General features: G+C 68.7%; 24 protein-coding genes. 20 read left to right on the top strand and 4 right to left on the bottom strand.

Going from position 1 to position 26,872, the window contains the following annotated elements; genetic code table 11:
• Nucleotides 1–201: 201 nt before the first annotated feature.
• On the bottom strand, nt 202–1,353 hold the full coding sequence (locus AC1DF3_RS09065; protein ID WP_286535367.1) for an L-talarate/galactarate dehydratase: 1,152 nt from the start codon (nt 1,351–1,353) through the stop codon (nt 202–204).
• A gap of 40 nt (nt 1,354–1,393) precedes the next feature.
• The gene (locus AC1DF3_RS09060; RefSeq protein WP_286535369.1) at nt 1,394–2,353 is read right to left on the bottom strand and encodes a Bug family tripartite tricarboxylate transporter substrate binding protein; all 960 of its coding nucleotides are present in this window, start codon (nt 2,351–2,353) and stop codon (nt 1,394–1,396) included.
• A gap of 283 nt (nt 2,354–2,636) precedes the next feature.
• Here AC1DF3_RS09060 and AC1DF3_RS09055 point away from each other — a divergent pair, with 283 nt between their 5' ends.
• A complete protein-coding gene (locus AC1DF3_RS09055; protein ID WP_478139406.1) occupies nt 2,637–3,632 on the top strand; it encodes a LacI family DNA-binding transcriptional regulator in 996 nt (331 codons plus the stop codon).
• A gap of 1 nt (nt 3,633) precedes the next feature.
• Here AC1DF3_RS09055 and AC1DF3_RS09050 read toward each other — a convergent pair whose 3' ends face one another.
• Nucleotides 3,634–4,359 (bottom strand): FadR/GntR family transcriptional regulator, encoded by a 726-nt coding sequence (locus AC1DF3_RS09050; RefSeq protein WP_286535373.1) that lies wholly within the window; start codon nt 4,357–4,359, stop codon nt 3,634–3,636.
• A 168-nt stretch (nt 4,360–4,527) separates the two neighbouring features.
• On the opposite strand from AC1DF3_RS09050, the gene AC1DF3_RS09045 reads away from it, so the two are divergent.
• From AC1DF3_RS09045 to AC1DF3_RS09030, 4 genes are read left to right on the top strand one after another with little or no spacing between them, the layout of a single operon-like run.
• Nucleotides 4,528–5,601: an NAD/NADP octopine/nopaline dehydrogenase family protein gene (locus AC1DF3_RS09045; RefSeq protein ID WP_478139405.1), complete on the top strand. Its 1,074-nt coding sequence runs from the start codon at nt 4,528–4,530 to the stop codon at nt 5,599–5,601.
• Nucleotides 5,591–6,589, top strand: a complete 999-nt coding sequence (locus AC1DF3_RS09040; RefSeq protein ID WP_478139404.1) for a 3-hydroxybutyryl-CoA dehydrogenase — start codon at nt 5,591–5,593, stop codon at nt 6,587–6,589. The genes AC1DF3_RS09045 and AC1DF3_RS09040 overlap by 11 nt, the downstream gene beginning before the upstream one ends.
• On the top strand, nt 6,586–7,386 hold the full coding sequence (locus tag AC1DF3_RS09035; protein WP_478139403.1) for an alpha/beta fold hydrolase: 801 nt from the start codon (nt 6,586–6,588) through the stop codon (nt 7,384–7,386). The genes AC1DF3_RS09040 and AC1DF3_RS09035 overlap by 4 nt, the downstream gene beginning before the upstream one ends.
• Nucleotides 7,383–8,327, top strand: coding sequence for a quinone oxidoreductase family protein (locus AC1DF3_RS09030; RefSeq protein ID WP_286535379.1), 945 nt, complete (start codon nt 7,383–7,385; stop codon nt 8,325–8,327). The genes AC1DF3_RS09035 and AC1DF3_RS09030 overlap by 4 nt, the downstream gene beginning before the upstream one ends.
• An 8-nt stretch (nt 8,328–8,335) precedes the next feature.
• Here AC1DF3_RS09030 and AC1DF3_RS09025 read toward each other — a convergent pair whose 3' ends face one another.
• Nucleotides 8,336–8,869: a MarR family winged helix-turn-helix transcriptional regulator gene (locus AC1DF3_RS09025; RefSeq protein WP_444813274.1), complete on the bottom strand. Its 534-nt coding sequence runs from the start codon at nt 8,867–8,869 to the stop codon at nt 8,336–8,338.
• 82 nt (nt 8,870–8,951) lie between these two features.
• Between AC1DF3_RS09025 and AC1DF3_RS09020 the strand changes: the two genes are divergently transcribed.
• The 15 genes from AC1DF3_RS09020 (at nt 8,952) to AC1DF3_RS08950 (ending at nt 26,691) form a co-directional block, all read left to right on the top strand.
• Nucleotides 8,952–11,111 carry a thiamine pyrophosphate-dependent enzyme gene (locus AC1DF3_RS09020; RefSeq protein ID WP_478139402.1) on the top strand — a complete coding sequence of 720 codons (2,160 nt, stop codon included), beginning with the start codon at nt 8,952–8,954 and terminating at the stop codon, nt 11,109–11,111.
• A 10-nt stretch (nt 11,112–11,121) separates the two neighbouring features.
• Nucleotides 11,122–12,618, top strand: coding sequence for an indolepyruvate oxidoreductase subunit beta family protein (locus AC1DF3_RS09015; RefSeq protein ID WP_478139401.1), 1,497 nt, complete (start codon nt 11,122–11,124; stop codon nt 12,616–12,618).
• Between the two features lie 15 nt (nt 12,619–12,633).
• Nucleotides 12,634–13,626 (top strand): PDR/VanB family oxidoreductase, encoded by a 993-nt coding sequence (locus AC1DF3_RS09010; RefSeq protein WP_286535387.1) that lies wholly within the window; start codon nt 12,634–12,636, stop codon nt 13,624–13,626.
• A gap of 77 nt (nt 13,627–13,703) precedes the next feature.
• Complete coding sequence (locus AC1DF3_RS09005) at nt 13,704–15,017, top strand: aromatic ring-hydroxylating dioxygenase subunit alpha (RefSeq protein WP_478139400.1); 1,314 nt, start codon at nt 13,704–13,706, stop codon at nt 15,015–15,017.
• Nucleotides 15,017–15,502 (top strand): aromatic-ring-hydroxylating dioxygenase subunit beta, encoded by a 486-nt coding sequence (locus tag AC1DF3_RS09000; protein ID WP_286535391.1) that lies wholly within the window; start codon nt 15,017–15,019, stop codon nt 15,500–15,502. Before AC1DF3_RS09005 ends, AC1DF3_RS09000 begins: the two co-directional genes overlap by 1 nt.
• 7 nt (nt 15,503–15,509) lie before the next feature.
• On the top strand, nt 15,510–17,138 hold the full coding sequence (locus tag AC1DF3_RS08995) for an AMP-binding protein (RefSeq protein WP_286535392.1): 1,629 nt from the start codon (nt 15,510–15,512) through the stop codon (nt 17,136–17,138).
• Complete coding sequence (locus AC1DF3_RS08990) at nt 17,135–18,304, top strand: thiolase family protein (RefSeq protein ID WP_478139399.1); 1,170 nt, start codon at nt 17,135–17,137, stop codon at nt 18,302–18,304. The genes AC1DF3_RS08995 and AC1DF3_RS08990 overlap by 4 nt, the downstream gene beginning before the upstream one ends.
• Complete coding sequence (locus tag AC1DF3_RS08985; protein WP_286535396.1) at nt 18,301–19,551, top strand: SDR family NAD(P)-dependent oxidoreductase; 1,251 nt, start codon at nt 18,301–18,303, stop codon at nt 19,549–19,551. Before AC1DF3_RS08990 ends, AC1DF3_RS08985 begins: the two co-directional genes overlap by 4 nt.
• Nucleotides 19,552–19,569: 18 nt before the next feature.
• Nucleotides 19,570–20,382: a cyclase family protein gene (locus AC1DF3_RS08980; protein ID WP_286535397.1), complete on the top strand. Its 813-nt coding sequence runs from the start codon at nt 19,570–19,572 to the stop codon at nt 20,380–20,382.
• Nucleotides 20,379–21,116: an SDR family oxidoreductase gene (locus tag AC1DF3_RS08975; RefSeq protein WP_478139398.1), complete on the top strand. Its 738-nt coding sequence runs from the start codon at nt 20,379–20,381 to the stop codon at nt 21,114–21,116. The genes AC1DF3_RS08980 and AC1DF3_RS08975 overlap by 4 nt, the downstream gene beginning before the upstream one ends.
• A 146-nt stretch (nt 21,117–21,262) precedes the next feature.
• Entirely contained in the window at nt 21,263–22,417 is a 1,155-nt protein-coding gene (locus AC1DF3_RS08970) for an ABC transporter substrate-binding protein (protein ID WP_286535399.1), read from the top strand.
• 153 nt (nt 22,418–22,570) lie between these two features.
• Nucleotides 22,571–23,713, top strand: coding sequence for an ABC transporter substrate-binding protein (locus AC1DF3_RS08965; RefSeq protein ID WP_286535401.1), 1,143 nt, complete (start codon nt 22,571–22,573; stop codon nt 23,711–23,713).
• Nucleotides 23,714–25,024 (top strand): aromatic ring-hydroxylating dioxygenase subunit alpha, encoded by a 1,311-nt coding sequence (locus AC1DF3_RS08960; RefSeq protein WP_478139397.1) that lies wholly within the window; start codon nt 23,714–23,716, stop codon nt 25,022–25,024.
• Nucleotides 25,021–25,491, top strand: a complete 471-nt coding sequence (locus AC1DF3_RS08955; protein WP_301805207.1) for an aromatic-ring-hydroxylating dioxygenase subunit beta — start codon at nt 25,021–25,023, stop codon at nt 25,489–25,491. Before AC1DF3_RS08960 ends, AC1DF3_RS08955 begins: the two co-directional genes overlap by 4 nt.
• 42 nt (nt 25,492–25,533) lie before the next feature.
• A complete protein-coding gene (locus AC1DF3_RS08950) occupies nt 25,534–26,691 on the top strand; it encodes an ABC transporter substrate-binding protein (RefSeq protein WP_286535406.1) in 1,158 nt (385 codons plus the stop codon).
• Nucleotides 26,692–26,872 lie beyond the last annotated feature (181 nt).

Raw genomic sequence — 26,872 nt, 5'->3', positions numbered from 1 at the left:
TGTCGACCAGCGCCACCTTGTGGGCCTGCGGCACCTTCTCGCGCAGCGTGAGGCCCGAGGCGAACACGGTGCCGGCCGCCAGGCCGCCGTCGTTGGCCACGATCGCGACGTTGTCGCGCGCGTGCATGAGGATGGTGAGCGGCGGCCTGGGCATGGGGGTTTCAGTCATGGGGGTGCTTCGGTGTCTCGCGTTCCCGCGGATCAGGCTCGCCGCCCGATCTCGGCCTCTTCGCGGGTCCAGCCCTTGACCTGCTCGCTCAGGCTCAGGCCGAGGCCCGGGCGGCTCGGCACCCGCATGCGGCCGTCGCGGATCTCGAGGCGCTCGTTGAACAGGGGTTCGAGCCAGTCGAAGTGCTCGACCCAGGGCTCGGTGGGATAGACCGCGCCCAGATGGACATGCAGCTCCATCGCGAAGTGCGGCCCGAGGCCGAGGCCGGCCTGCTCGGCGAGGCCGGCCACTTTCAGGAACGGCGTGATCCCGCCCACGCGAGGCGCATCGGGCATGAGGTAGTCGGCGGCGCGGTGACGGATGAGTTCGCCGTGCTCGGCCGCGCTGGTCAGCATCTCGCCGGTCGCGATCGGGGTGTCGAACTGGGCCGCGAGCGCGGCGTGGCCCTCGAAGTCGTAGGCATCGAGCGGCTCTTCGATCCACACCAGATTGAATTGCTCGAAGATGCGGCACATGCGCTGCGCGGTCGGCCGGTCCCACTGCTGGTTGGCATCGACCATCAGCGGCATGTCGTCGCCCAGGTGCTTGCGCACCGCTTCCACGCGCCGGACGTCCAGCGCGCGGTCGGGTTGCCCGACCTTCAGCTTGATGCCGCCGATGCCGCGTTCGCGCGAGGCCTGCGCATTGACGAGCAGTTGCTCCAGCGGCGTGTGCAGGAAGCCGCCCGAGGTGTTGTAGCACTGCACCGAGTCGCGCTGCGAGCCGAGCAGCTTGGACAGCGAGAGACCGGCGCGCCGGGCCTTGAGGTCGTACAGCGCGACGTCGAAGGCGCCGATCGCCTGCACCGCCATGCCGCTGCGGCCGACCGAGGCACCGGCCCAGCACAGCTTGGTCCAGAGCCTGGAGATGTCGCTCGGGTCTTCGCCGATCAGTGCCGGCGCGATTTCCTTCGCATGCGCGAACTGGCCCGGCCCGCCGGCCCGCTTCGAGTAGCTGAAGCCGAGGCCGCGATGGCCGTCCTTGGTCTCGATCTCGGCGAACAGCATCGCGATCTCGGTCATCGGCTTCTGCCGGCCGGTCAGGACTTTGGCATCGCTGATCGGGTTGGCCAGCGGCAGGTAGCACGACGAGATGCGAACCCAGGTGATGCTGTCGCTCGCGAACGAAGGGGAGGAGGGGGTCATGACGGCGGAGTCCATGCGCTTCGGGGTGGTGGGGGCGTGCTCAGTCGATCGTGATCTTGCCGGTCTCGATCACGGTCTTCCAGCGCGCGTATTCTTTCTGCTGGAATTCCGCGAACTGGGCCGGCGTGTTGGCGACCATCTCGAAGCCGATCGAGGTGAACTGTTCCTTGACCTTCGGGTCGTTGAGCGCTTCGACGAAGGCGGCATGGGCCTTGTCCCGCGTCGCGGGGGCCAGGCCCTTGGGGGCGACGATGGCCTGCCACGACGCCACCTCGACATTCTTGACCCCCGCTTCGGCCAGCGTCGGCACCTCGGGCAGCACCGGCGAGCGCTTCGGGCTGGTGATCGCCAGTGCGCGCATCCGGCCGCCCTTGATGTATTGCGCCACCGAGTTGATGTTCTGGAACGACGCATCGACCTGGCCGCCCATGAGGTCGGTGTGGGCCGGCGAGCCGCCCTTGTAGGGGACATGGAGGCCCTGGGTGCCGGTCTGCTGCCAGAACAGCTCGGCCGTGAGGTGGTCGCTCGAGCCGTTGCCGGCCGACGCGAAGGTCATCTTGCCGGGGTTGGCCTTCAGGCCGGCGATCACGTCGGCCACGTTCTTGTACGGCGAGCTCGCCGGCACCACCAGCACGTTGGGCGATGCCACCGCCACGGTGATCAGGTCGAAATCCTTCAGCGCGTCGTACTGCAGGCCCTTCACCAGGTGCGGCACGATCACCAGCGGGCCGAGCGAGGTCACGAGGAAGGTGCTGCCGTCGGCCGGAGCCCGCTTGACGAAGGTGGCGCCGATGGTGCCGGTGGCCCCGGCCTTGTTGTCGACCAGGAAGGACTGCTTGAGCTTCTCGCTGAGCCGCGGCACGATCGCGCGCGCCACCTGGTCGGTCGAGCCGCCGGGCGGGAACGGGACCACCAGCGTGACGGTCTTCTCGGGCCAGCCCTGCCCATGGGCGGCCAGGGCCGCCAGGCTCAGCGCGATCGCGCCCAGGTACTTCTTCATGTCATGTCTCCTTGGATTGATAACGTTGTCATTTTTGGCCTGGTAAACGAATCGGACGACGGGTGGTTGCGCGATATCAAGATTCTGTCGATATAGCGAAATCGGATTCGAGGCGCAAAGACAAATGATATCGTTGTCATTTTGCCCGGTCAATCCAGGCGGCGATCGGGGTTTTCCCGGTTTCGCGCCGGCCCGCAGGCCTCGACGGCAGCGCTGTTAACGATGTCAGCGCGAGGCCCACCGATTTTGGTAGGCTCCCGGGATCCAACGCCAGACGCCCGAAATGAACGACGTTTCTCCCTTCAAGGCGGCCACGCTCCACGACGTGGCCAAGGCTGCGGGCGTTTCGCTGATCACCGCCTCGCGCGCGCTCGGCAATCCCGGCGTGGTGTCGGCGAAGACGATCGAGAAGGTCCAGGCTGCGGTCGAATCGACCGGCTACATCCCGAACCTGCTCGCCGGCGGCCTGAAGTCGAAGCGCAGCCTGATGGTGGGCGGCATCGTGCCGGCGCTCTCGGTGTCCCAGTTCCTGCCGACCGTGCAGGCCCTGACCACCGAGCTCGCCGCGGCCGGCTACCAGCTGATCCTGGGCCAGACGGCATACGACGCCGAGCGCGAGGAATCGGTGCTCAACGCGATGATCGGCCGCCAGCCCGACGGCATCGTCATCACCGGCCTGGTGCAGTCCCAGCGGGCCCGCGACCGGCTGCGCCGCTCGGGCATTCCGGTGGTCGAGACCTGGGACCTCAGCGACCGGCCGATCGACATGGTCGTGGGCTTCTCGCACCTGAAGGTGGGCGGCGCGCTGGGGGGCTATTTCCTCGGCAAGGGATGGAAGCGGATCGGCATCGCCTCCGGCGACGACCATCGGGCGCGGATGCGCCGCGACGGCTTCCAGACCACGATCGGGCGCGAGCTGCCGACCGCCTTCGTGCCCGCGCCCAGCAGCCTCGAACTGGGCCGCCGTGCGCTCGGGCAACTGCTCGAGACCGATCCGGAACTGGAGGCGATCTGCTGCAGCTCTGACCAGCTCGCGCATGGCGTGATCGTGGAGGCGCTGGCGCGCGGCCTGCGGGTGCCGCAGGACCTCGCGATCTGCGGCTTCGGCAACGCCGACTTCGGGGCCCACACGGTGCCGTCGATCTCCACCGTCCATGTGGACGGGGCCGAGATCGGCCGCTTGGCGGCGCAGCTGATCGTCGCCCGCTGCCGCGGCGAAGCGGTGGCCCAGCCGGTGATCGACGTCGGCTTCCGGATCGTCGAGCGGCAGTCGACTTGAGCTAACGAGCGCGTTGCGGCAGCTCGGACGCGCGGCGCCGCTCGCGGCCGTTCACGAGATGGGTGCGCATGGCGGCACGGGCCGCATCCGCATCCTGCTGCGCGATCGCGTCGACGATGCGTCGATGCTCCAGCAGCACCTGGTCGCTCGTGGCGATGCCGGGGTCCTCGCCGGCCGCGGCTTCCAGGAAGGCGGTCGGCACGCAGGCCGGGCCCAGCGCTTCGAGCACCGCGGCGTAGTGCGGGCTGTGCGCCGCGCGCGAGATCTCGAGGTGAAGCTGGAAGTCGGGCACCGCCGTGTCCATGCCTTGCGCCATGGCGCTGCGGAAGGCGTTCAGCGCGCCGGCGATGGCTTCCAGGTCGGCGCCGTCGCGACGCTGCGCCGCCAGGGCGGCGGCTTCGGATTCGAGGCCGATGCGCAATTCGATCAGCGCCAGCGCCTGCGGCAGGCTGTCGTCCGGGCTGCTGTCGACCAGGAAAGGCTTGGCGCGCGAGGCGCCGACCACGAAGGTGCCGACGCCCCGGCGCGACCGCACCATGCCGGCGGCCTGCAGCCTCGACAGCGCTTCGCGGACCACGGTGCGGCTGACACCGAACTCGCTCATGATCTCGGCCTCGGTCGGCAGCTTGTCGCCGGCCCGCAGCGGGCCGATCCGGATCCGGTGGCTCAGGGCGTCGACCACTCCCATGCTCAGGTTGCGCGGCAGGGATCGGTGAGGGCTCTGCATCTTGATAACGTTGTCATCGATGCTAGCCGAAAGCGGCCGGAGGGTCCAGGAATCGGGCGCGGCGATGGCCTCAGGGGAAACGCGAACATGGCTCGTTTTTAGTTGACACATGAAAGGTTGAAAAGTAATGTATTGACGCCTCCTCCTGTTCCACTTCGACTGCAATCCATGAAAATCGCAATCCTCGGCGGCGGCCACGGCGCCTATGCAGCCGCCGCCGACCTGTCCGAAGCCGGCCACGAAGTCCGCCTCTGGCGCCGCGACGGCGCCGCGCTGGCACCGGTCGTGCAAGCCGGATCCATCACGCTGAAGGATGCCGATGGCAGCCGCGACGTGGCGATCGCGCTGGCCACGCCCGACATCGGCGCCGCGCTGCGCGATGCCGAGCTGATCGTGATTCCCACCCCGGCGATCGCCCAGCAGGACATCGCCCGCGCGATGGCGCCGCACCTGGTCGACGGCCAGGTGGTGTTTCTGCCGCCCGGCACCTTCGGCAGCTACGTCATGGCGCGCCAGGTGGCCGAGTCCGGCAGCCGCGCCGATGTCGCCTGGGCCGAGACCGGCACGCTGCCCTACCTGGCGCGCAAGCACGGCGAGCGCGAGGTGAACGTGACGATCCGCGCCATCCGCCTGCCCACCGGCGTCTATCCGGCGCGCAAGGAGGCGCAGGCGATCGAGGTGATCCGCCGGGCCTATCCCGCGGTGCACGGCTGCGGCGACGCGCTGTCGGGCGCGCTGATGAATGCCGGCCCGGTGATCCATCCGCCGCTGATGGTCATGAACGCCGCGCCGCTGCAGCACTTCGAGCGCTGGGACATCCACAACGAGGGCACCCAGCGCGCGGTGCGCGACGTCACCGACCGGCTCGACCAGGAGCGCATCGCGGTGCGCGAGGCGCTCGGGCAGGGCGCGCCGCACTATCCGCTGGCCGACCACTACAACAACGACCAGTGGATGTACGGCGATGCCCACAAGCAACTGGTGAAGTCGGGCGACTGGCGCGAGAACATCGATCTCCACACGCACCGCTACATCACCGAGGACACCGAGCTCGGACTCGCCTTCTTGGCATCGACCGCGCGCTTCGTCGGCGTCGATGCGCCGATCGCCCATGGGCTGCTGGCGATCGTCGGCGGCTTCCTCGGGCGCGATCTGCGCAAGGGACCCCGCACGCTGGAGACGCTCGGCCTCGCGGGGCTGAGCGCGGCGCAACTCAAGAAGAGACTGCACGATGGCGAATGACCTGCCGCGCTTTGCCGCCGTGGGGGCGGGCCGCATGGGCCGCGGCATCGCGATCGCGTTCGCCTATGCGGGCCATCGCATCTCGCTGGTCGACCTGCGCCCGCGCAGCGACGAGGCGTGGCAGAAGCTGCGCAGCGAAGCACGGGCCGAGATCGAAGCCAGCCTTGCCGGGCTGGCCCAGCTCGGCGTGATCGATGCCGCGCAGGTGGCGGCGATCGCGGCGCGGGTCGAGTTCGTGAACGCGGCGCAAGCACCGGCCGCGCTCGGCGCTGCCGAACTGCTGTTCGAGGGCGTGCCCGAGACCCTGGAGGCCAAGCGCGAGGCCTTCGAATGGCTCAGCCGGCACTGCGGCCACGACGCGATCATCACCTCGACCACCAGCAGTATCCTGGTGACGCAGCTGGCGGCGCTGGTGCACCGGCCCGAGCGCTTCCTCAACATGCACTGGCTCAATCCGGCCTACGTGATTCCGGTGGTCGAGCTGAGCTGCCACGCCGGCACCGACCCGGCCGTGCTGGCGCGCACCAAGGCGATCATGGAAGGCATCGGCAAGCTGCCGGTGGTCTGCGGCGCGTCGCCCGGCTACATCGTGCCGCGGCTGCAGGCGCTGGTGATGAACGAGGCGGCCCGCATGATCGAGGAGGGCGCCGCCACCGCCGAGGAGATCGACAAGGCCACGCGCTACGGCCTGGGGCTGCGCTTCGCGGCGCTCGGCGTGGTCGAGTTTATCGACTTCGGCGGCTGCGACATCCTGCACCACGCAAGCCGCGAGATGTCGGCCTCGATCGACCGCGCGCGCTACACGGCGCCCGCGATCGTCGACCGGATGGTCGACGAAGGCCGGCTCGGCTTGAAGAGCGGCAGCGGCTTCTACGACTACGAAGGGCGCGACATCGGCGCCTACCGCCGCGACGTGCTGTCGCGCACGCTGGGCATGCTGAGGCATGCCGGGCTCTGGCAGCCGCCGGCCGCAGAGACCCAGCCATGAAGATCCGGCGCGCCTTCGCCGACCTGTCGGTGGGCCAGGTGCACTATGCCGAGTGCGGCGCGGCGCAGGCCCCACCGGTGCTGCTCCTGCACCAGTCGCCGCGCAGCTGGACCGAATACCGCGAGGTGCTGCCGCTGCTCGGTGCCCGACATCGCGCGATCGCGATGGACACCGCCGGCTTCGGCGACTCGGCCGCCATCGACGGGCCTGCCAGCATCGAAGCCTGGGCCCGGATCGCGGTCGAACTGCTCGACGCCCTGGGCATCGCGCGGGCCGATGTCGTCGGCCATCACACCGGCGGCGTGATCGCGATCGAGATCGCGGCCAGCGCGCCCGAGCGGGTGCGCGGCCTGGTGCTGTCTTCGACGCCTTTCACCGACGCCAATTTCAGGCGCGTGCGCGCTGAACGGCCGCCGATCGACGAGGTGGCGGCTAGCGGCGACGGCAGTCACCTCGCCGCGCTGTGGCAGCGCCGCCAGGGTTTCTATCCGGCCGGGCGCCCCGAACTGCTCGAAGCCTTCGTGCGGGATGCGCTCAAGGCCAGCGGCAGCCCCGAGGACGGGCATCGCGCGGTCGCCGCCTACCGGATGGAAGACAGCATCCATCGCGTGCGGCAGCCAGTGCTGATCCTGCGCGCGACCGACGACCCCTTCGCGTCGCCGCATGCCGCCGAACTGCAGCACGCGCTGCCGCAGGCGCGCACCCTCGACATCCCGGGCGGCATGGTGCCGCTGCCCGACCAGATGCCCGAGGCCTTCGCGGCCGCGGTGCTGGACTTTCTGGAGACGCTCCCATGAAGGCGATGCGCGTGGCGGCCTTCGGCGCGCCGCCCTTGCCAGCGCAGCTGGCCGAGCCGCAGCTGCGCGCCGGCCGCACGATCGTCCGCATGGAGGCGGCCACGGTCGGCCACATCGACCGCACCGTCTGGGGCGGCAAGTTTCTGAGGCATCCGCCGTTCCCGTACACGCCGGGCGTCGAGGCCGCGGGCGTGGTGGTAGCGAGCACCCGCCATGCCGTGGGCCAGCGCGTCTGGCTGCGCGGCTGCGGCCTGGGCACGCTGTTCGACGGCACCTGGTGCGAACTGATCGATGCCCCCGACGAGGCGCTGGGCTTGCTGCCCGAAGCGGTGCCGTCGACGCTGGGCTCGGCCTTCTTCTCTCCTTGCACCTCGGCCTGGGTGGCGTTGCACGACATCGCCCGGATGCGCGCCGGCGAGCGAGTGCTGGTGACCGGCGCGACCGGTGCGGTCGGCTCGCTGGCGGTGCAGCTGGCGCTCGACGGCGGGGCGCATGTCATCGCGGTGGTGGGCCAGGCCGCGCAGGCGGCGGCGATGCCGCCCGCGGCGCAGGTGCTGGTGCTCGGCGACGATCCTTCCGAAGCGCTGGCCTCGGTCTCGGCCGACCTGCTGGTCGACACGGTCGGCGGGCCGGTACTGGCCGCTGCCCTGGCGCGCGTGGAACCCGGCGGCCGCGCGGTGCTGGTGGGCTACACCGCGGGCAACGGGCTGGCCCTGGACCTCGCGCATTTCCTGCAGCGCGACGTGGCGCTGCTGCCGCTCAACATGTTCCGCCGCGACGCCGCCGGCCGGGCGGCGGCGCCGGAACTGCTGGCGCGGCTGGCCGACGGCAGACTGCGCCTGGACGTCCAGCCCTTCGCTCTCGAGGACGCCGCCGCGGCGCTGGACTGGATCGCCCAGCGCGGCCATCGGGGCCGGGCGGTGCTGGTGGCCCGGCCCTGAGGCCGGCCTCACTCGTCTTCTTCGACCGCTTCGCCCGCTGCGTCCGCGTGCAGCGCAATGATGTGGCGCAGCGTGCGTTTGAGTTCCTCGGCGCGCTCCAGGCCGAAGGGCTCGAGCACCCGCAGCTCATGCTCGCGCGCCAGTTCCATCAGGTGCTCCACCGCCTGCGCGCCTTGGGGCGTGATGCGCACCAGGGTGACGCGCCGATCACTGTCATGGGGCAGGCGCTCGATCTGGCCGCGCGCTTCCATACGGTCGAGCAGCCGGGTCACGGTCGGCTGCTTGGTCACCGTGACCTGCGCCAGCGCGCCGATGCTGATCGCCTGGCCGCCGGCCAGCGAGGCCATCACCCGCCATTCGGAGACCGAGAAGCCGTGCTGGCGCGCCACCCGGTGGAACTCCGACGAGATCAGCTGGCTCGCCTGCGCCAGCAGCGCGGGCAGGTAGTCGTCGACGAAACGGTGGCTCGGCGCCGCCGCCTCTTCCCTGAACGGCCCCGGACTCGTGGTGGGCACGCTACTTGCTCGTCTAGGGTTATCCATGATTTTGAATACATTCAGTTGTCAATATTATAAAGACCGCGGTGCCGATAGTGATCCGCGGTCCCACGAATGAAGGAACAAGATGGCAGAGCGCTCGTTCGTCGAAGAGGTGAAGAAGCTGCGGCTTTCCGGTGGCGATGTATTCCGCGGTGAAGGCATTCTGGCAGTCACCAAGGCTTTGCTGGAGTCCGGTGTGTCCTACGTCGCGGGCTATCAGGGTGCACCGATCTCGCACCTGATGGATGTGCTGGCCGACGCCCAGGACATCCTGAGCGAGCACGGCATCCGCTTCGAGAACAGCGCCAGCGAGGCCACGGCCGCGGCGACCCTGGCGGCCTCGGTCAACTATCCGCTGCGCGGCGCCGTGACCTTCAAGGCGACGGTGGGCACCAACGTCGCCTCGGACGCACTGGCCAACCTGGCCTCAGGCGGCGTCACCGGCGGCGCGCTGATCATCGTCGGCGAGGACTACGGCGAGGGCTCGTCGATCATGCAGGAGCGCAGCCACGCTTTCGCCATGAAGTCGCAGATCTGGCTGCTCGATCCCCGGCCCAACCTGCCGTCGATCGTCGAGGCCGTGAAGCAGGGCTTCGAGCTCTCGGAAGCCAGCCACACGCCGGTGATGCTGCAGCTGCGCATCCGCGCCTGCCACGTGCACGGGCACTTCGTCGCCGGCGACAACAAGCGCGCCAAGTTCACGCTCCAGGATGCGCTCGAGAATCCGCAGCGCGACGTCGGCCGCATCGTGCTGCCGCCCGCGAGCTTCGTGCACGAGCAGGAGAAGGTGCGCGAGCGCTGGCCCGCGGCCGTGAAGTTCATCGAGGAGCGCGGGCTCAACGAATTCTTTTCCGAGGGCGCCGACGATATCGGCATCATCGTGCAGGGCGGCAGCTACAACACGATGGTGCGAGCGCTCGAGCGTCTCGACCTGGCCGACGTGTACGGCAATTCGAAGATTCCGCTGTACGTCATGAACGTGGCCTACCCGGTGATCGAGAGCGAGGTGCTGCGCTTCTGCGAAGGCAAGCGCGCCGTGCTGATCGTCGAGGAAGGGCAGCCCAACTTCGTCGAGCAGAACCTCGCGACCATCCTGCGCCAGGCCGGCTCGACCACCGTGCTGCACGGCAAGGACATCCTGCCGGTGGCCGGCGAATACACCGCGGCCGAACTGCTCAAGGGGGCACGCGCCTTCGGCGAGCGCTACGGCCGCCTGCAGCCGCTGCCGGCGCCGGTGCGCAAGGTGATCCCGCTCACCGAACTGGCGACACCCGAGCCCGCTTTGCCGCTGGGCGACAGCGTCCATGCACGGCCGCCGGGCTTCTGCACCGGCTGCCCCGAGCGGCCGATCTTCAGCGCCATGAAGCTGGTCGAGCGCGAGCTCGGCGCCCACCACGTGAGCGCCGACATCGGCTGCCACCTGTTCTCGATCCTGCCGCCGTTCAACATCGGCAACACGACCATGGGCTACGGCCTGGGCGGCGCCGGCGCGGCCGCGCTCAACGCGCCCGCCGGCAAGCGCGCGATCTCGGTAATGGGCGACGGCGGCTTCTGGCACAACGGCCTCACCAGCGGCGTCGCCAACGCGGTGTTCAACCGCAGCGACAACCTGACCATCGTGGTCGACAACAACTACACCTCGGCCACCGGAGGCCAGGACATCCTGTCGTCGAGCGCCAACAACGCGACCCGCAGCACCGGCCATGCGATCGAGCGCGCGGTGCGCGGCGTCGGCGTGAAGTGGGTCCGGACCTTGCGCCGCACCTACGACGTCGCCGGCATGCGCGACGCCCTCAAGGACGCGCTGACCACGAAGGAAAAAGGCCCGAAGGTGCTGATCGCCCAGTCGGAGTGCATGCTGAACCGCCAACGGCGCGAGAAGCCGCTGGTGCGCAAGGCGATCGCCGACGGCAAGCGGATGGTGCGCGAGAAGTTCGGCGTCGATTCCGACACCTGCACCGGCGACCACTCCTGCATCCGGCTGTCGGGCTGCCCCTCGCTGTCGATCAAGCCGAACCCCGATCCGCTGCGCACCGACCCGGTGGCGACCGTCATGGACAGCTGCGTCGGCTGCGGCGTCTGCGGCGAGGTCTCGCATGCGGCCGTGCTGTGCCCCTCGTTCTACAAGGCGCAGATCGTGAGCAACCCGAGCCGCTGGGACCTGGTGCGCGAGAGCTTCCGCGCGAAGGTCATCGGCTGGCTGCAAAAGGGCGAGGCCAAGCGCCGCGCGGCCTATGCCTTTTGAAGTGAAAACGATGCGCGCACAACCGATCAAGATTGCGATTCTCGCCATGGGCGGCGAGGGCGGCGGCGTGCTGGCCGACTGGATCGTCGAAATGGGCGAGTCCAACGGCTACCTGGCGCAGACCACCTCGGTGCCGGGCGTGGCCCAGCGCACCGGCGCCACCATCTATTACGTCGAGCTGTACCCCGAGGCGCAGGCCGAGGCCGACGGCGGCCGGCCGGTGCTGGCGCTGATGCCGCTGCCAGGCGATGTCGACGTGGTGCTGGCCTCCGAACTCATGGAAGCCGGCCGGGCGGTGCAGCGCGGGCTGGTCACGCGCGACCGCACGACCTTGATCGCCTCCACCCATCGGGTCTACTCGATTGCCGAGAAGAGCGCTCTCGGTGACGGCCGGGTCGACAGCAGCGAATTGCTCAAGCACGCCGAGCGCGCCGCCCAGCGCTTCATCCGCTTCGACATGGCGCAGGCCGCCGAAGCCTCGGGCAGCGTGATCAGCGCGGTGCTGTTCGGCGCGCTCGCGGGTGCCGGCGTGCTGCCCTTCGGCCGGGCCCAGTTCGAGGCCACGATCGAACGCGGCGGGGTCGGCGTCAAGCCCAGCCTCCGTGCCTTCGGCGCCGCCTTCGCGCGGGCCCAGGGCGCGCTCGAACCCGAAGCCGCCGCGGTGCCCGAGGCGCCCGCGCCGCAACCGCGCCATCCCGCGGTGCGGGCCCTGGTCGAACGCGTGCAGCGCGACTTCCCGGCCTCGGTGCAGCACTTCCTCCTCGAGGGCGTGCGTCGCCTGATCGACTACCAGGACCTCGACTACGCCGGCCTCTACCTCGATCGCATGGCCGTCGTCGCGGCGCTGCCCGGCGACGACGAAGCACGTCTGCTGCGCGAGACCGCGCGCCACCTGGCCCTGTGGATGTCCTACGAGGACACGGCCCGGGTCGCGGCGCTCAAGACCCGGTCGTCGCGCTTCGACCGCGTGCGCGGCGAGGCCCGCGTGCAGGATGGCCAGGTGCTGGCCATCAACGAGTACATGCATCCGCGGCTGCAGGAGATCTGCGAGACGCTGCCGGCCGGCATCGGCCGATGGCTGATGGATTCGCGCCTGCCGCGCCGCGTGGTCGAGCACTTCACTCAGAAGGGCCGCGTGGTGCAGACCAGTTCGCTGCACGGCTACCTGATGCTGCGCACAGTGGCGGCCTGCAAGCGCTGGCGCCGCTCGACCTTGCGCTATGCCGAGGAGAACCGTCGCATCGAGGAATGGCTCGCGCGCATTGCCGAGACCGCGCCGCACCATCCCGCGCTGGCGGTCGAAGTCGCGCAGTGCCAGCGCCTGGTCAAGGGCTACAGCGACACCCACGAACGCGGCCTGCGCAACTACGACACCGTGATGGCGGCCGTGCAGCGTGCCGGCGGCGTCATTGCACCCGCCACCCTGCGCGAGTTGCGCGACGCGGCGCTGGCCGACGAGCACGGCCACAAGCTGCACGCCGCGCTCTTGCGGCACGCGCTCGCCTGAACCACGGAGCCCGTCATGACCGCCCAGCCGATGACCCTGCAACTGCGCGTCGCCGAAGCACGCGAACTGAACCCGCTGATCAAGACCTTCAGGCTTCGATCGGCCGATGGCGGCGTGCTGCCCGGATTTGCCGCCGGCGCCCACATCCGCGTGCGGGTCGAGCTGCCCGATGGTTCGGCCGACTGGCGCCACTACTCGCTGATCAATTTCTCGGCCGATGCGAAGGCCACCGAGGCGCCGACCGACTACGTGATCGCGGTGCGCAAGGAAGCCGAAGGCCGCGGTGGCTCGCGCTTCATGCACGAGCGGCTGCGCGAGGGTGACACGGTCACGATCGAGGTGCCCAAGAACGACTTCCCGCTGCACACCGGCCCGGGCGGCACGGTGCTGCTGGCTGGCGGCATCGGCGTGACGCCCTTGGCCAGCATGGCGACCCGCCGCCGGGCCGAGGGGCTGCCGGTGCGCATGCACTATGCCGGCCGCAGCCGCGAACTGATGGCCTTCGTGCCCGAACTCCAGGCACTGCTGGGCGACGACCTGCGCCTGCATGCCGACGTCGAGCAGGGCGGCCCCTTCGACATCGGCGCCATGCTCGACGGCATCCCGGCCGGCGACCGGCTCTATGTCTGCGGCCCCAAGCTGATGCTCGACGCCGTGCTGGCCCAGACCCAGGCCCGCGGCTGGACCCACGACCGCGTGCACTTCGAGCTGTTCACCACGCCGGTGGTCGAGGAGGGCGACCATGCCTTCGAGGTCGAGCTCGCGCAGTCGGGCCAGCGCTTCACGGTGCCGGCCGACCAGAGCATCCTCGACTGCCTGATCGAGCACGGCTGCGACCCGATGTTCGACTGCAAGCGCGGCGAATGCGGCGTTTGCGCGACGCCGGTCATGGAGGGCGAGATCGACCATCGCGACTATGTGCTGACCGCGCGCGAAAAGGCGGAGGGCAACGTCATGCAGATCTGCATCTCGCGCGCCAAGGGGCAGCGGCTGGTGCTGGATATGTGAGATTTTGCGGGACAGACCAAGAAACTGCGCAGCAGTTTTTGCTCTGTCCTCAACTGATTAGAAGGAGCCACACACACATGACTTCCTACCGAGGCAACCCCGAAGCAGTGCGCGCACTGGTGCAGCCCGACCGGGTGCACCGCGACCTGTACACCAGCGCCGAGCTGTTCGAGCTGGAACAAGAGCACTTCTTCGCCAACACCTGGAACTACGTCGGCCACGAGAGCCAGCTGCCCAAGGCCGGCGACTACCTCAACACCGAGATCGCCGGCCGGCCGCTGATCGTCGTGCGCCACACCGACGGCTCGGTGCGCGCGATGATGAACAGGTGTGCGCACAAGGGCTCGCGGCTGGTCAGCGCGCCCTGCGGCAACACCGGCAAGTTCTTCCGCTGTCCCTACCACGCATGGACCTTCAAGACCGACGGTTCGCTGCTGTCGATCCCGCTCAAGAACGGCTACGAGGGTACGCAGCTGCACGAATGCGAATCGGCCAAGGGCCTGACGACGGTGAAGAACGTGCGCAGCTACCGCGGCTTCATCTTCGTCAAGATCAACGACGTCGGCCCCGACTTCGAAGAGTTCTTCGGCGACTCGCTGAGCTCGATCGACAACATGGCCGACCGCTCGCCCGAGGGCGAGCTCGAGATCGCCGGCGGCTGCCTGCGCTTCATGCACCAGTGCAACTGGAAGATGTTCGTCGAGAACCTCAACGACACCATGCACCCGATGGTGGCGCACGAATCGTCCGCCGGCACCGCCAAGAGCATGTGGGCCGGAAAGCCCGAGGACGAGCCCAAGCCGATGGCGATCGAGCAGTTCGTGCCTTTCATGTCGGACTACAAGTTCTTCGAGGACATGGGTGTGCGCACTTACGACAACGGCCACAGTTTCACCGGGGTCAACTTCAGCATCCACAGCAAGTACAAGGCGATTCCGGCGTACGACGATGCGATGAAGGCCCGGTATGGCGAGGAGCGCACCGCCCAGATCCTCGGCATGGCGCGGCACAACACCGTGTACTACCCGAACCTCACGATCAAGGGCGCGATCCAGGCGATCCGCGTGGTGCGGCCGATCGCGGTCGACAAGACCCTGATCGAGAGCTGGACCTTCCGCCTGAAGGGCGCGCCGCCCGAGCTCTTGCAGCGCACGACCATGTACAACCGCCTGATCAATTCCCCCTTCTCGGTGGTGGGCCACGACGACCTTCAGGCCTATCGCGGCATGCAGGCCGGCCTGCATGCGAGCGGCAACGAATGGGTCAGCCTGCATCGCAACTTCGATCCGGCGGAGACCGCGGGCGGCGAGATCACCACGGTCGGCACCAGCGAGTTGCCGATGCGGAACCAATACCGCACCTGGGCGAAATTCATGACGGAGACGATGTGATGCCGGCCGAACCGACCCGCCAGGACCTGATCGACTTCGTGGTCCACGAAGCGCGCCTGCTCGATGCCAGGCGCTACGAGGAGTGGAACGCGCTCTTTACCGACGATGCCTTCTACTGGGTGCCGCTGGTGCCCGACCAGGAGGACGGCCTCAACCACACCTCGCACCTCTATGAGGACAAGCTGCTGCGCGAGCTGCGCATCGAGCGGCTCAAGAGCCCGCGCGCCTTCTCGCAGCAGCCGCGCAGCCGTTGCCATCACCTGCTGCAGACACCGACGGTCGAGGTCTTCGATGCCGAGGCCAGGCACTTCGTGGTGCGCACCGAGTTCCACTACACCGAGTCGCAGGGCGACGAGCTGCAGTTCTACGTCGGCACTTTCTTCCATCACCTGACCCTGGTCGATGGGGCGCTGCGCATGACGCTCAAGCGGGTCAACCTGCTCAACTGCGACGCCGCGCTGCCGGCGGTGCAACTGTTCATCTAAACACGCCATGCACGCCACCGTCCACGCTGTTTTCGCCGCCACGGCCCGCCGCACCCCGGAGGCCGAGTTCCTGTTCACCGAGTCGGTGACCGCAGCGGCCTACGGCATCCCGGCCGGCGCGATCCGCTGGGGCGAGGCCTCGGCGGCGGTCGAGCGCTTGCGCAGTGCCTACGCCGCCGCGGGCTACGGCCACGGCCACCGCGTCGGGCTGCTGCTCGAGAACCGGCCCGCCTTCCTGCTGCACTGGTTCGCCCTCAATGCGCTGGGTGCCAGCGTGGTGCCGATCAATGCCGAGATGCGTTCCGCCGAACTGATCTACCTGATCGGCCACAGCGAGATCAGCCTCGCGGTCACGCTGCCCGAGCGGGCAGCAGACCTGCGGGCGGCGGCGGCCGAGGCGGGCATCGCCTTCGACACCATGGAGGCCGAAGCGGTCGACGCGATCCCGCCGGCGCGAGGCGCGGCCCCGCAGGCCGGCCGGCCGATCGGCGCCGACACCGAATGCGCTCTGCTCTACACCTCGGGCACGACCGGCCGGCCCAAGGGCTGCATTCTGTCCAACGCCTACTTCCTGTGCGCGGGCGACTGGTATGCGGCGCTCGACGGCGTCTGCGGCATCCGCCGCGATGCCGAGCGCGTGATCACGCCGCTGCCGCTGAACCACATGAATGCGATGGCGTTCTCGACCATGGTGGTGCTGGTCGCGGGCGGCTGCCTGGTGCAGCTCGATCGCTTCCATCCGAAGAGCTGGCTGCAGAGCGCGCGCGAGTCGGGGGCGACCATTGCGCACTACCTGGGCGTGATGCCCGCGATGCTCCTCTCCGCGCCGCCGTCGCCGTCCGATCGCGACCACGCGATCCGCTGGGGCTTCGGCGCTGGCGTCGACCGCAAGAACCATGCGCCTTTCGAGCAGCGCTTCGACTTTCCGCTGGTCGAGGCCTGGGCCATGACCGAGACCGGCGCCGCCGCCTGCGTGATGGCGAACCGCGAGCCGCGCCTGGTCGGCACCAGCTGCTTCGGACGGCAACCGGATTTCATGGAAGTCCGGCTGGTCGACGACGAGGGCCGCGACGTCGCAGCCGATGCGCCCGGCGAGCTGCTGGTGCGTTCAGCCGGCGCGGATCCGCGGGCCCGCTTTTTCTCGGGCTACCTGAAGGACGAGCAAGCCACCGCCGAGGCCTGGACCGATGGCTGGTTCCACACCGGCGACCTGGTGCGCCGCGACGCCGAGGGCAATTTTTTCTTCGTCGACCGCAAGAAGAACGTCATCCGGCGCAGCGGCGAGAACATCTCCGCCGTCGAAGTCGAGAGCGTGCTGAACCAGCATCCGGCGGTGAAGACCTCCGCCGTGGCAGCCACGCCGGATGCGGTGCGGGGCGACGAAGTGCTGGCCTGCATCGTGCTGCGAGAGGACGCCGGTGCTTCCGCGCCTGAACAACTGGCCGCCAGCATCGTCGACCATGCACTGGCCCAACTGGCGTACTACAAGGCGCCGGGCTACGTCGCCTTCGTCGATGCGCTGCCGCTCACGGCCTCGCAGAAGATCCAGCGCGGGCAGCTGCGCGAACTGGCGCACGCGCTGCCGGGGCAGGCGCATTGCATCGACACGCGTGCGATGAAGAAGAGGCAATCATGACAAGGCGCATGTCCTACGAGGGCGTGGCGGTCGCGGTGCCCGTCACCGTGCCCTACCAGCGCTATTCGACGCTCGGCGCCCATTGGTTCCTCGGCCAGGCGATGGAGGCGCTGGTCAAGGCCAGCGGTCTGAAGAAGGAGCAGATCGACGGCCTCTGCGTCAGCAGCTTCTCGCTGGCGCCCGACACCGCGGTCGGCGTGACCCAGCACCTGGGCTTGTCGCCGCGCTGGCTCGACCACATGCCGACCGGCGGCGCCTCGGGCGTGATGTGCCTGCGGCGTGCGGCGCGCGCCGTGCAGGCCGGCGATGCCGACGTGGTGGCCTGCGTGGCGGCCGACACCAACCATGTCGATTCCTTCCGCCAGACGCTGGGCAGCTTCAGCAACTTTGCACGCGATGCCACCTATCCGTATGGCTCGGGTGGCCCGAACTCGATCTTCGCGATGATCACGTCGCACTACATGCGCACCTTCGGCGCCACGCGCGAGGACTTCGGCCGCATCTGCGTCGACCAGCGCAGCAATGCGCTCAAGAACCCGGACGCGATGTTCAAGAAGCCGCTGACCCTCGACGAATACATCGCGGCGCGGCCGATTTCCGATCCGATCCATCTGTTCGATTGCGTGATGCCCTGCGCCGGGGCTGAAGCCTTCCTCGTGATGAGCGAAGAGCGGGCGCGCGACCTGGGCCTGGCGCATGCGGTGATCCGCGGCGCGATCGAGCGCCACAACGCCTACTCGGAAGACCCGGTGATGGTGCGCGGCGGCTGGCGCCGCGACCGCGACGACCTCTATGCCCAGGCCGGCGTGCAGCCGGCCGACATCGACTTCATCCAGACCTACGACGACTACCCGGTGATCGTGATGATGCAGTTCGAGGACCTCGGCTTCTGCGAGAAGGGCGAGGGCTCGGCCTTCGTGCAGTCGCACACGATGACGCATGACGGCAGCTTTCCGAACAACACCAGCGGCGGGCAGTTGTCGGCGGGGCAGGCCGGTGCGGCGGGTGGCTTCCTCGGCATGACCGAAACCATCCGGCAGCTGACGGACACCGCCGGCCCACGTGCCGTGCCGGGTGCGCAACTCGGCCTGGTCGCCGGCTTCGGCATGGTGACCTACGACCGTTGCCTTTGTACCGGCGCGGTGATTCTGGGGAGAGCCGCATGACCATGCCCTTGATGCGCCCCAAGCGCAAGAACCCGGTGCTGCGCACCCGGCAGATGAACCTGCCGCCGTGGGCCCGTGGCCGCGTGGCGCTGGGCATCACCGCGGCCGCCGCCGAAGGCCGCTTCGAACTCCAGACCTGCGAGGACTGCGGCACCGTGCAGTACCCGCCGCGCGAGGCCTGCCACAAGTGCCTCTCGCCCCGCCTGCACTGGCAGGAGCAGAACGGCGAAGGCGCACTGCTCAGCAGCACCACCTTGCACCACAGCAACGACCTTTTCTTCCGCGAGCGGCTGCCCTGGCGGCTGGGCCTGGTGCAGCTCGATGCCGGGCCGACCTTGATGGTCCACCTGCATGGCGAGGTCGGCGAGGCGCCGGCGCGCGTGCGCGTGGGCGCCCGGCTCGACCGCGCCGGGCAGGCGGTATTGATTGGATTTCCGAACGAAGGGAGCGCCCATATGGCCGACGACAAGATGCTGAGGGAAATGACCAGCGATCCGAAGTTCCGCAAGGTGCTGGTCACCGACGGCAAGACCGAGGTCGGCCAGGCGATCGTGCGTGCCCTGGTCAAGGCCGGCGCCGACATCGTCTGGGTCGGCCATGCCGAGCCGTGGAAGAAGACGGGCGGCCTCGAGGACATCACGGCGCTGCCGCAGGTGACGCTGGTGCCGCTCGACCTCACCAACGGCCGCTCGGTGAGCGAGCTGGCCGGCGAGATCGGCGGCAAGGTCGACATCGTGATCAACAACGCCGAGGTGCACCGAAGCTTCGGCATCGGGTCGCGGCGCGGCACCGATGTCGCCAAGGCCGAGATGGACATCAACTACTTCGGCCTGCTGCGCCTGGCGCAGGAGTTCGGCCCGGCGCTCAAGGGCCGTTCGGCCGACGGCGCGACCGGCGCCACCGCCTGGGTCAACCTGTTGTCGATCTACGCGCTCAGCAACTTCCCGCCGCACGGCACCTTCAGCGCCTCGAAGGCGGCGGCGCATTCGCTGGCCCAGTGCCTGCGCGCCGAGATGCGGCCGGCCGGCATCCGCGTGATCAACGTGTTCCCGGGGCCGATCGACGACGAATGGAACCAGCACACGCCGCCTCCCAAGCTGGCCGGCAGCGCGCTGGCCAACGCCATCGTGAAGGCGCTGCGCGACGGGGTCGAGGACGTGTACCCCGGCGACGTGGCGCAGGAGTGGCTGGAGCGCTGGCGCGACAACCCGAAGATCCTGGAACGCGAACTCGCGGCCGGTGGCTAGAAGCAGGAGCAACACACGATGACGACGACAACCCAACTGATTTCCGCCGCCGAGATCCTCGGCGGGCTGGTGAGCGCGATGGCCAGCGGCCGCATCCGCGTGGTCGACCTCACGCAGACCCTGACACCCGAGTTCCCGCAGATCGCGCTGCCGCCCGAGATGGGCCAGTGCTGGCCCTTCCGCATCGAAGAGGTGTCGAAGTACGACGAGCGCGGGCCCGGCTGGTACTGGAACAACTTCTCGTGCGGCGAGCACACCGGCACCCACTTCGATGCGCCGATCCACTGGATCTCGGGCCGGGACCTGCCGAACAATTCGGTCGACACCATTCCGGTACAGCACTTCGTGGCACCGGCCTGCGTGATCGATTGCTCCGAACAGGTCAAGGGCGACGACGACTACCTGCTGAGCATCGCCGACATCGAACGCTACGAGAGCCTGCACGGCCGCATTCCGAAGGGTGCCTGGGCGCTGATGCGCACCGACTGGTCGAAGCGCCAGGACCCCGAGGCCTACCAGAACTTCGACGAAACCGGCCAGCACACGCCGGGCCCGAGCACCGAGGCGGTGCGCTTCCTGGTCGAGGAGCGCGACGTGATCGGCTTCGGCTCCGAGGCGATCGGCACCGACGCCGGCCAGGGCTACCACCTGCGCCCGCCGTACCCGTGCCACTACTACATGCACGGCGCCGGCCGCTATGGCCTGCAGTGCTTGAGCAACCTCGACCTGCTGCCGCCCGCCGGCGCGGTGCTGATCTGCCCGCCGCTCAAGATCGAGAAGGGCAGCGGCAGTCCGCTGCGCGTGCTCGCCCTGGTGGGAGCTGCCGCATGACGCCTGTGTCCGCCAACAAGGTCGCGGCCGTCACCGGCGGCAGCGCCGGCATCGGCAAGGTCATCTGCGAAGACCTGCTCGCGCAAGGGTACGAAGTCGTCTCGCTGGCACGCCGGCATTGCGATATCGATCATCCGAAGCTGCACAGCATCGAGGTCGACCTGGCCGATCGCGCCGCCACTGCGCAGGCCGCGGCCGAACTGGTGCGGCGCTTCGAAGTGACCACCGTGGTGCACAACGCCGGCGTCATCCGCCCGGCGCTGATTTCCGACGTCAAGCTCGACGACCTCGACGCACTGGTCGACCTGCACCTGGGCTGTGCCATCCAGCTGGTGCAGGCGGCACTGCCGGCGATGCGCGCGCAGCACTTCGGCCGGGTGGTGCTGCTTTCGTCGCGTGCGGCGCTGGGGCTGCAGACGCGCACCAGCTATTCGGCGACCAAGGCCGGCATGCTGGGCATGGCGCGCACCTGGGCACTCGAGCTCGCGCCCGAAGGCATCACGGTCAACGTGGTCGCGCCGGGGCCGATCCGCACCGACATGTTCTACGACGTCGTCGAGGCCGGCAGCGAGCGCGAGCGCGCGCTCGCCGCATCGGTGCCGGTGCGACGCCTTGGCGAGTCCGCCGACGTGGCACGGGCCGTGCGTTTCTTTGCCGATCCCGTGAACGGTTTCGTCACGGGGCAGGTGCTGTACGTGTGCGGCGGAACGAGCGTCGGCAGCCTCGCGCTCTGATACCGATCGACCGCGAACTCAGGGGTTCTTTCGCTTGCCATCGCAGCATTGCTTCATTAGCATTCTTGACACTTAAACATTTCATAAATCATGTTCTTGTTTGAAGTCCCCGCTTCGTCGTTTGCATCCAACCTGAGGAGGTTTGCATGAAAGTCTTGACCCGACTCTGCGCACTGGCGGGCCTTGCGGCCGGCTTCGGCGCCTTCCACGCCACGGCACTGGCCGCCGACCTCAAGGTCGGCTTCATCACCTCGCTGTCGGGGCCCGTGTCCTCGCTGGGCATCCCCTACGAGAAGGGCATGAAGGCCGCGGTGGCCTACAAGTCGGAGCTCAACGGCCGCAAGATCCAGCTGGTGCAGCTCGACGATGCCTCGGACCCGTCGACCGCTGCCCGCAACGCGCGCAAGATGATCGACGAGGACAAGGTCGACGTCATCATCGGCACCGCCGGCTCGCCCGGAGCGCTCGCGATCGCCGCGGTGGCGCGCGAGACCAAGACGCCGTTGATCTCTATCGCCAACGCCAACCTGCCGGGCGACGACGGCGCCTGGATGGTCACGCTGCCGCAGCCCGCGCCGCTGATGGTCAGTGCGGTGGTCGAGCGCATGAAGAAGTCGGGCGTCAAGACGGTGGGCTACATCGGCTTCTCCGACGCCTGGGGCGACCTGGTCTACGACGCGCTCAAGAAGAGCGCCGAGCCGGCCGGCATCCAGGTGGTGTCGAACGAGCGCTATGCGCGTGCCGATTCCTCGGTCACGGGCCAGGTGCTGAAGATCGTGGCGCTGAAGCCCGATGCGGTGATCACCGGCACCTCGGGCACACCCGGTGCCTTGCCCTACCTGGCGCTCGCCGAGCGCGGCTACAAGGGCCAGATCTACGGCATGCACGCCCTGATCAACCCCGACTTCGTGCGCGTCGGCGGCCCGTCCGTCGAAGGCCTGCTGGCCCCGACCGGCCCGGTGATCGTGGCCGAGCAGCTGCCTGACTCGAACCCGATCCGCAAGGTCTCGATGGACTTCCGCACGGCCTACCAGAAGGCCAACGGCGCGCCGCCGACCGATGCCTTCTCGGCCTATTCGTTCGATGCCTGGCTGCTGTTCCTCGATGCCGCCGCGCGCGCCAAGGGCGAGCCCGGCACGCCGGCCTACCGGGTGGCGCTGCGCGACGCGATCGTCAACACCAAGGAGCTGGTCGGCACCCACAGCGTCTACAACTTCAAGCCCGACGACCGCTACGGTTCGGACGAGCGCTCCCGCGTCATCGTGAAGCTCGAAAAAGGCCAATGGAAGCTGGTTCCTTAGCTCGCCCCCAGGTTGGCTCACTTCGTGTAGCCGCCCACCCCCGACCGGGGGCAATACCAGCGGCCCGGCATAGCCGGTTCCGCGGTATTCCTGGAATGTCCCTTGCATTGAGTGCGGGCGGTTGACCGCTTTGCATACCGGAACAAATTGATCATGCGTCCCTTCCTTCGATTTCTCAGCGCCACGGCAGTTGCCTTCGCTGCTGCTCAAGCCACAGCCGCGGACCTCAAGGTCGGCTTCATCAGCTCGCTCTCGGGGCCGGTGTCGGCGCTCGGCATTCCCTACGAGAAGGGCATCCGCGCCGCGATCGCCGAGCACCCGGCGCTGGCCGGCCACAAGGTCGAGCTGATCGTGCTCGACGATGCCTCCGATCCGACCACCGCCGGGCGCAATGCGCGCAAGCTGGTGGTCGAGGACAAGGTCGACGTGCTGATCGGCACCTCGGGCGTGCCCGGCGCAATGGCGATCGCGGCGGTGGCGCGCGAGCTCAACACGCCGCTGATCTCGCCGACCCCGGTCACCATTCCCGGGCCCGAGGGCGCATGGACCGTGACCGTGTCGCAGCCCTTCCCGCTGATGGTCGCGGCGGTGGTCGATCGCATGAAGAAGTCGGGCGTGAAGACGGTCGCCTTCATCGGCTTCTCGGACGCGCTCGGCGACCTCGCCTACGACTCGCTCATGAAGAGCGCCGAGGCGGCCGGCATCAAGGTGGTGGCCAACGAGCGCTATGCGCGCAGCGATTCCTCGGTCGCCGGCCAGGTGCTCAAGATCATCTCGACCCGCCCCGACGCGGTGTTCGCGGGCAACTCCGGCACGCCCGGCGCGCTGCCCTACCTGGCGCTGGCCGAGCGCGGCTACAAAGGACAGATCTACGGCACGCACGGCCTGATCAACGCCGACTTCGTGCGCGTCGGCGGCGCCTCCATCGAAGGTCTCCAGGTGCCGAGCGGCCCGGTGCTGGTGGCCGATCAACTGCCCGACAGCAACCCGATCAAGAAGGTCTCGATGGCCTTCCGCAGCGCCTACCAGAAGGCCAATGGATCGGCGCCGAACGACGCCTTCTCGTCCTACACCTACGACGCCTACCTGCTGCTGGCCGACGCGGCGTCGCGCACCAAGGGCGAGCCCGGCACGCCGGCCTATCGCACGGCACTGCGCGATGCGATCGTCAGCACCAAGGAGCTTGCCGGCACCCACGGCATCTACAACTTCAAGCCCGACAATCGCTACGGCTCCGACCAGCGCGCGGTGGTGATCGTGCGCAGCGAGAAGGGCCAGTGGAAGCTGGTTCCGTAGATGAACTATCGCGACCGGCCCGATGCGATTGCCGCGCTCGTCCAGGACGATCGCGTGCATCGTGACCTGTACCTGAGCGAGGAGCTGTTCGCGCTCGAGCAGGAGCGCCTCTTTGCCCGCACATGGCTCTACGCGGGCCATGCGAGCCAGGTGCCGAACAGCGGCGACTTCTGGTCGCTGGAGCTGGCCGGCCGGCCCGTGATGATGGTGCGGCAGGCCGATGGCGCGGTGCGCGTGTTCTACAACCGCTGCGCCCACAAGGGCAGCCGGCTGGTCACCGACGAGAGCGGCAACACCGGCAAGTTCTTTCGCTGCCCCTATCACGCCTGGACCTACAAGCTCGACGGCGCGCCGCTCGCGATCCCGCTCAAGAGCGGCTATGAAGGCACGCGGCTGAAAGAGTGCGAGTCGGGGCAGGGCCTGACCGAACTGAAGCACACGGCTGTGTACCGCGACTTCGTTTTCGTGCGGCTGTCCGACGAGGGGCCGGGCTTCGAGGAATTCTTCGGCGAGGTGGTGGGCGCGATCGACAACATGGTCGACCGCTCGCCCGAGGGCCGGCTCGCTGTCGGCGGCGGCGTGCTGCGCAACATCATCCACTGCAACTGGAAGATGTACCTCGAGAACATCAACGACACGGTGCATCCGATGTCGACCCACGAGTCGGCCACGCAGGCGGCCGATGCGCTGTGGCAGGGCCGCGCGCCCGATACGCCCAAGCCGATGGCGATGGAGCAGATCCTGCCCTTCGGCTCGGGCTACGACTTCTTCGACAAGATGGGCGGACGGGTGTTCGCCAACGGTCACAGCGTGCTGGGCGTCAACTTCAGCATCCACTCCAACTACGCCCAGCTGCCCGACTACGAGCAGGCGATGCGCGATGCGCACGGCGCCGAGCGCGCCGTCGAGATCCTGCAGCGCTCGCCGCAGAACTCGGTGTTCTTCCCCAGCCTGTCGGTCAAGGGTTCGCCGCAGGCGATCCGCGTGATCCGGCCGCTGGCCGCCAACCGGACGCTGATCGAGGCCTGGAGCTTCCGCGCCGCCGGCGCGCCCGACCTGCTGTTCGAGCGCGCAATGAACTACAACCGGCTGGTCTTCTCGCCGATGTCGGTGGTGGCCCACGACGACGTGCACCTGTTCGAGAGCATGCAGCAGGGCCTGCGCGCCGATGGCAACGAGTGGGTCAGCCTGCACCGCGATTTCGATCCCTCGGAACTGCAGCAGTCGACGATCACGACCAACGGCACCAACGAACTGCTGATGCGCAATCAGTTCCGCGCCTGGGCCCGGTACATGGCGGCTGCCGCATGACGACGCCGGAAGACTTCGTCGCGGCCGAGGCCGCCTTGCTCGACGCCGGCCGTTTCGACGACTGGCTGGCCCTGTTCACCGAGGACGGCCACTACTGGGTGCCGCTGCAGGGCGCGGCGCAGGCCGACCCCTACTCCCACAACTCGATCGCCTACGAGGACCGGCTGTTGCTGCAGCTGCGCATCGAGCGTCTCAAGAACCCGCGCGCCCATTCGCAGCATCCGGCGAGCCGGTGCCAGCACGTGCTGCAGCGTTCCCGCATCGAGAGCGACGACGCCGCAGGCGGCGAGCTGGTGCTGCGCACCCCCTTCCTCTATGTCGAGGCCCGCGGCGAGCAGCAGCTGATGCTCGCCGGCAGCTATCGCCATCTGCTGGTGCGCACGGCCTCCGGCTGGGCGATCCGGCAGAAGCGGGTCGACCTTCTCAATGCCGGGCAGGCGCTGCCGGCCATCCAGTTGTTCATCTGAGCGATCCGCTCATTTCATTTCCACCCACCAGGAGCCCACGACATGAAGAGCTTGATGCAGACCTTGACCCGCAGCGCGCTGGCGGCCGCGCTGGGCGTCGGCCTCACGGCGACGGCGATCGCCGCCGACCTCAAGGTCGGCCTGAGCGTGTCGCTCTCCGGCCCCAACTCCTCGCTCGGCGTGCCATACGCCAAGGGCATGCAGGCCGCGCTGGCCTACAAGCCGGAGGTCAACGGCCGCAAGATCCAGCTGATCGTGCTGGACGACGGCTCCGATCCGACCACCGCCGGGCGCAACGCGCGCAAGCTGGTCGAGGAGGACAAGGTCGACGTGCTGATGGGCACCTCGGGCGTGCCGGCCGCGATCGCGATGGCGCAGGTGGGCCGCGATGCCAAGGTGCCGATGATCGGGCTGACGCCGATCCAGCTCGATGCGGCCGAGAACCCGTGGGTCTTCACGGTCGCCCAGCCGACCCAGCTCATGATCGACGCGGTGGTCCAGCGCATGAAGAAGGACGGCGTCAAGACGGTCGGCTACATCGGCTTCTCCGACGCCTGGGGCGACCTGGTCTACAACGCGCTGATGAAGTCGGCCCCCGAGGCCGGGATCAAGGTGCTCGGCAACGAGCGCTATGCGCGCGCCGACGCTTCGGTCACCGGCCAGGTGCTCAAGCTGGTGGCGATGAAGCCCGACGCCGTGATGACCGGCGGCGCCGGCACGCCGGGTGCGCTGCCGTTCCTGGCGCTGACCGAGCGCGGCTTCAAGGGGCCGGTGTATGGCCAGCACGGCCTGATCAACCCCGACTTCGTGCGGGTCGTCGGCGCCTCCGGACAGAACGCGCTGATGCCCACCGGCCCGGTGATCGTCGCCGAGCAGCTGCCCGAGGGCTACCCGACCAAGAAGATCGCGATGGACTTCCGCGCCGCCTTCCAGAAGGTCAACAACGCGCCGACCAGCGATGCCTTCTCGGCCTACTCCTTCGACGGCTGGCTGGTCTTCACCGATGCCGCCGCGCGCGCCAAGGGCGAGCCCGGCACGCCCGAGTTCCGGCTGTCGCTGCGCGACGCGATCGCCAGCACGAAGGAAGTGGTGGGCACGCATGGGGTCTACAACTTCAAGCCAGGCAATCTGTATGGCGTCGACGAACGCGCCCGCGTGATCGTCAAGCTCGACAACGGCCAATGGAAATTGGCGCCATGAGAAAGGCTGAGAGTGGTGCGGACATAGGCCGGCGCCGGGCCGCCCCAAGGCGGCCTGCGGCCCCCTCGGGGGGCAGCGACCCACACGAAGTGGGGGAGCGTGGGGGCCACACAGGCCGGCGCCGGGCCGCCCCAAGGCGGCCTGCGGCCCCCTCGGGGGGCAGCGACCCACACGCAGTGGG

This window comes from Variovorax sp. 10N432, from assembly GCF_056394465.1.
Note: the sequence above shows the minus strand (reverse complement) of the source record. Positions and strands in the feature narration are given on the sequence as shown.

Bases quoted from the DNA above. Each gene is read 5' to 3' on its own strand.
- AC1DF3_RS09045 (WP_478139405.1), top strand. From the start codon at position 4,528: ATGAAAATCGCAATCCTCGGCGGCGGCCACGGCGCCTATGCAGCCGCC.
- AC1DF3_RS09060 (WP_286535369.1), bottom strand. From the start codon at position 2,353: ATGAAGAAGTACCTGGGCGCGATCGCGCTGAGCCTGGCGGCCCTGGCC.
- AC1DF3_RS09040 (WP_478139404.1), top strand. From the start codon at position 5,591: ATGGCGAATGACCTGCCGCGCTTTGCCGCCGTGGGGGCGGGCCGCATG.
- AC1DF3_RS09050 (WP_286535373.1), bottom strand. From the start codon at position 4,359: ATGCAGAGCCCTCACCGATCCCTGCCGCGCAACCTGAGCATGGGAGTG.
- AC1DF3_RS08950 (WP_286535406.1), top strand. From the start codon at position 25,534: ATGAAGAGCTTGATGCAGACCTTGACCCGCAGCGCGCTGGCGGCCGCG.
- AC1DF3_RS08995 (WP_286535392.1), top strand. From the start codon at position 15,510: ATGCACGCCACCGTCCACGCTGTTTTCGCCGCCACGGCCCGCCGCACC.
- AC1DF3_RS08990 (WP_478139399.1), top strand. From the start codon at position 17,135: ATGACAAGGCGCATGTCCTACGAGGGCGTGGCGGTCGCGGTGCCCGTC.
- AC1DF3_RS09065 (WP_286535367.1), bottom strand. From the start codon at position 1,353: ATGACCCCCTCCTCCCCTTCGTTCGCGAGCGACAGCATCACCTGGGTT.
- AC1DF3_RS08970 (WP_286535399.1), top strand. From the start codon at position 21,263: ATGAAAGTCTTGACCCGACTCTGCGCACTGGCGGGCCTTGCGGCCGGC.
- AC1DF3_RS09030 (WP_286535379.1), top strand. From the start codon at position 7,383: ATGAAGGCGATGCGCGTGGCGGCCTTCGGCGCGCCGCCCTTGCCAGCG.
- AC1DF3_RS08955 (WP_301805207.1), top strand. From the start codon at position 25,021: ATGACGACGCCGGAAGACTTCGTCGCGGCCGAGGCCGCCTTGCTCGAC.
- AC1DF3_RS09035 (WP_478139403.1), top strand. From the start codon at position 6,586: ATGAAGATCCGGCGCGCCTTCGCCGACCTGTCGGTGGGCCAGGTGCAC.
- AC1DF3_RS09010 (WP_286535387.1), top strand. From the start codon at position 12,634: ATGACCGCCCAGCCGATGACCCTGCAACTGCGCGTCGCCGAAGCACGC.
- AC1DF3_RS09015 (WP_478139401.1), top strand. From the start codon at position 11,122: ATGCGCGCACAACCGATCAAGATTGCGATTCTCGCCATGGGCGGCGAG.
- AC1DF3_RS08965 (WP_286535401.1), top strand. From the start codon at position 22,571: ATGCGTCCCTTCCTTCGATTTCTCAGCGCCACGGCAGTTGCCTTCGCT.
- AC1DF3_RS08975 (WP_478139398.1), top strand. From the start codon at position 20,379: ATGACGCCTGTGTCCGCCAACAAGGTCGCGGCCGTCACCGGCGGCAGC.
- AC1DF3_RS08985 (WP_286535396.1), top strand. From the start codon at position 18,301: ATGACCATGCCCTTGATGCGCCCCAAGCGCAAGAACCCGGTGCTGCGC.
- AC1DF3_RS09000 (WP_286535391.1), top strand. From the start codon at position 15,017: ATGCCGGCCGAACCGACCCGCCAGGACCTGATCGACTTCGTGGTCCAC.
- AC1DF3_RS08980 (WP_286535397.1), top strand. From the start codon at position 19,570: ATGACGACGACAACCCAACTGATTTCCGCCGCCGAGATCCTCGGCGGG.
- AC1DF3_RS09055 (WP_478139406.1), top strand. From the start codon at position 2,637: ATGAACGACGTTTCTCCCTTCAAGGCGGCCACGCTCCACGACGTGGCC.
- AC1DF3_RS08960 (WP_478139397.1), top strand. From the start codon at position 23,714: ATGAACTATCGCGACCGGCCCGATGCGATTGCCGCGCTCGTCCAGGAC.
- AC1DF3_RS09025 (WP_444813274.1), bottom strand. From the start codon at position 8,869: ATGGATAACCCTAGACGAGCAAGTAGCGTGCCCACCACGAGTCCGGGG.
- AC1DF3_RS09020 (WP_478139402.1), top strand. From the start codon at position 8,952: ATGGCAGAGCGCTCGTTCGTCGAAGAGGTGAAGAAGCTGCGGCTTTCC.
- AC1DF3_RS09005 (WP_478139400.1), top strand. From the start codon at position 13,704: ATGACTTCCTACCGAGGCAACCCCGAAGCAGTGCGCGCACTGGTGCAG.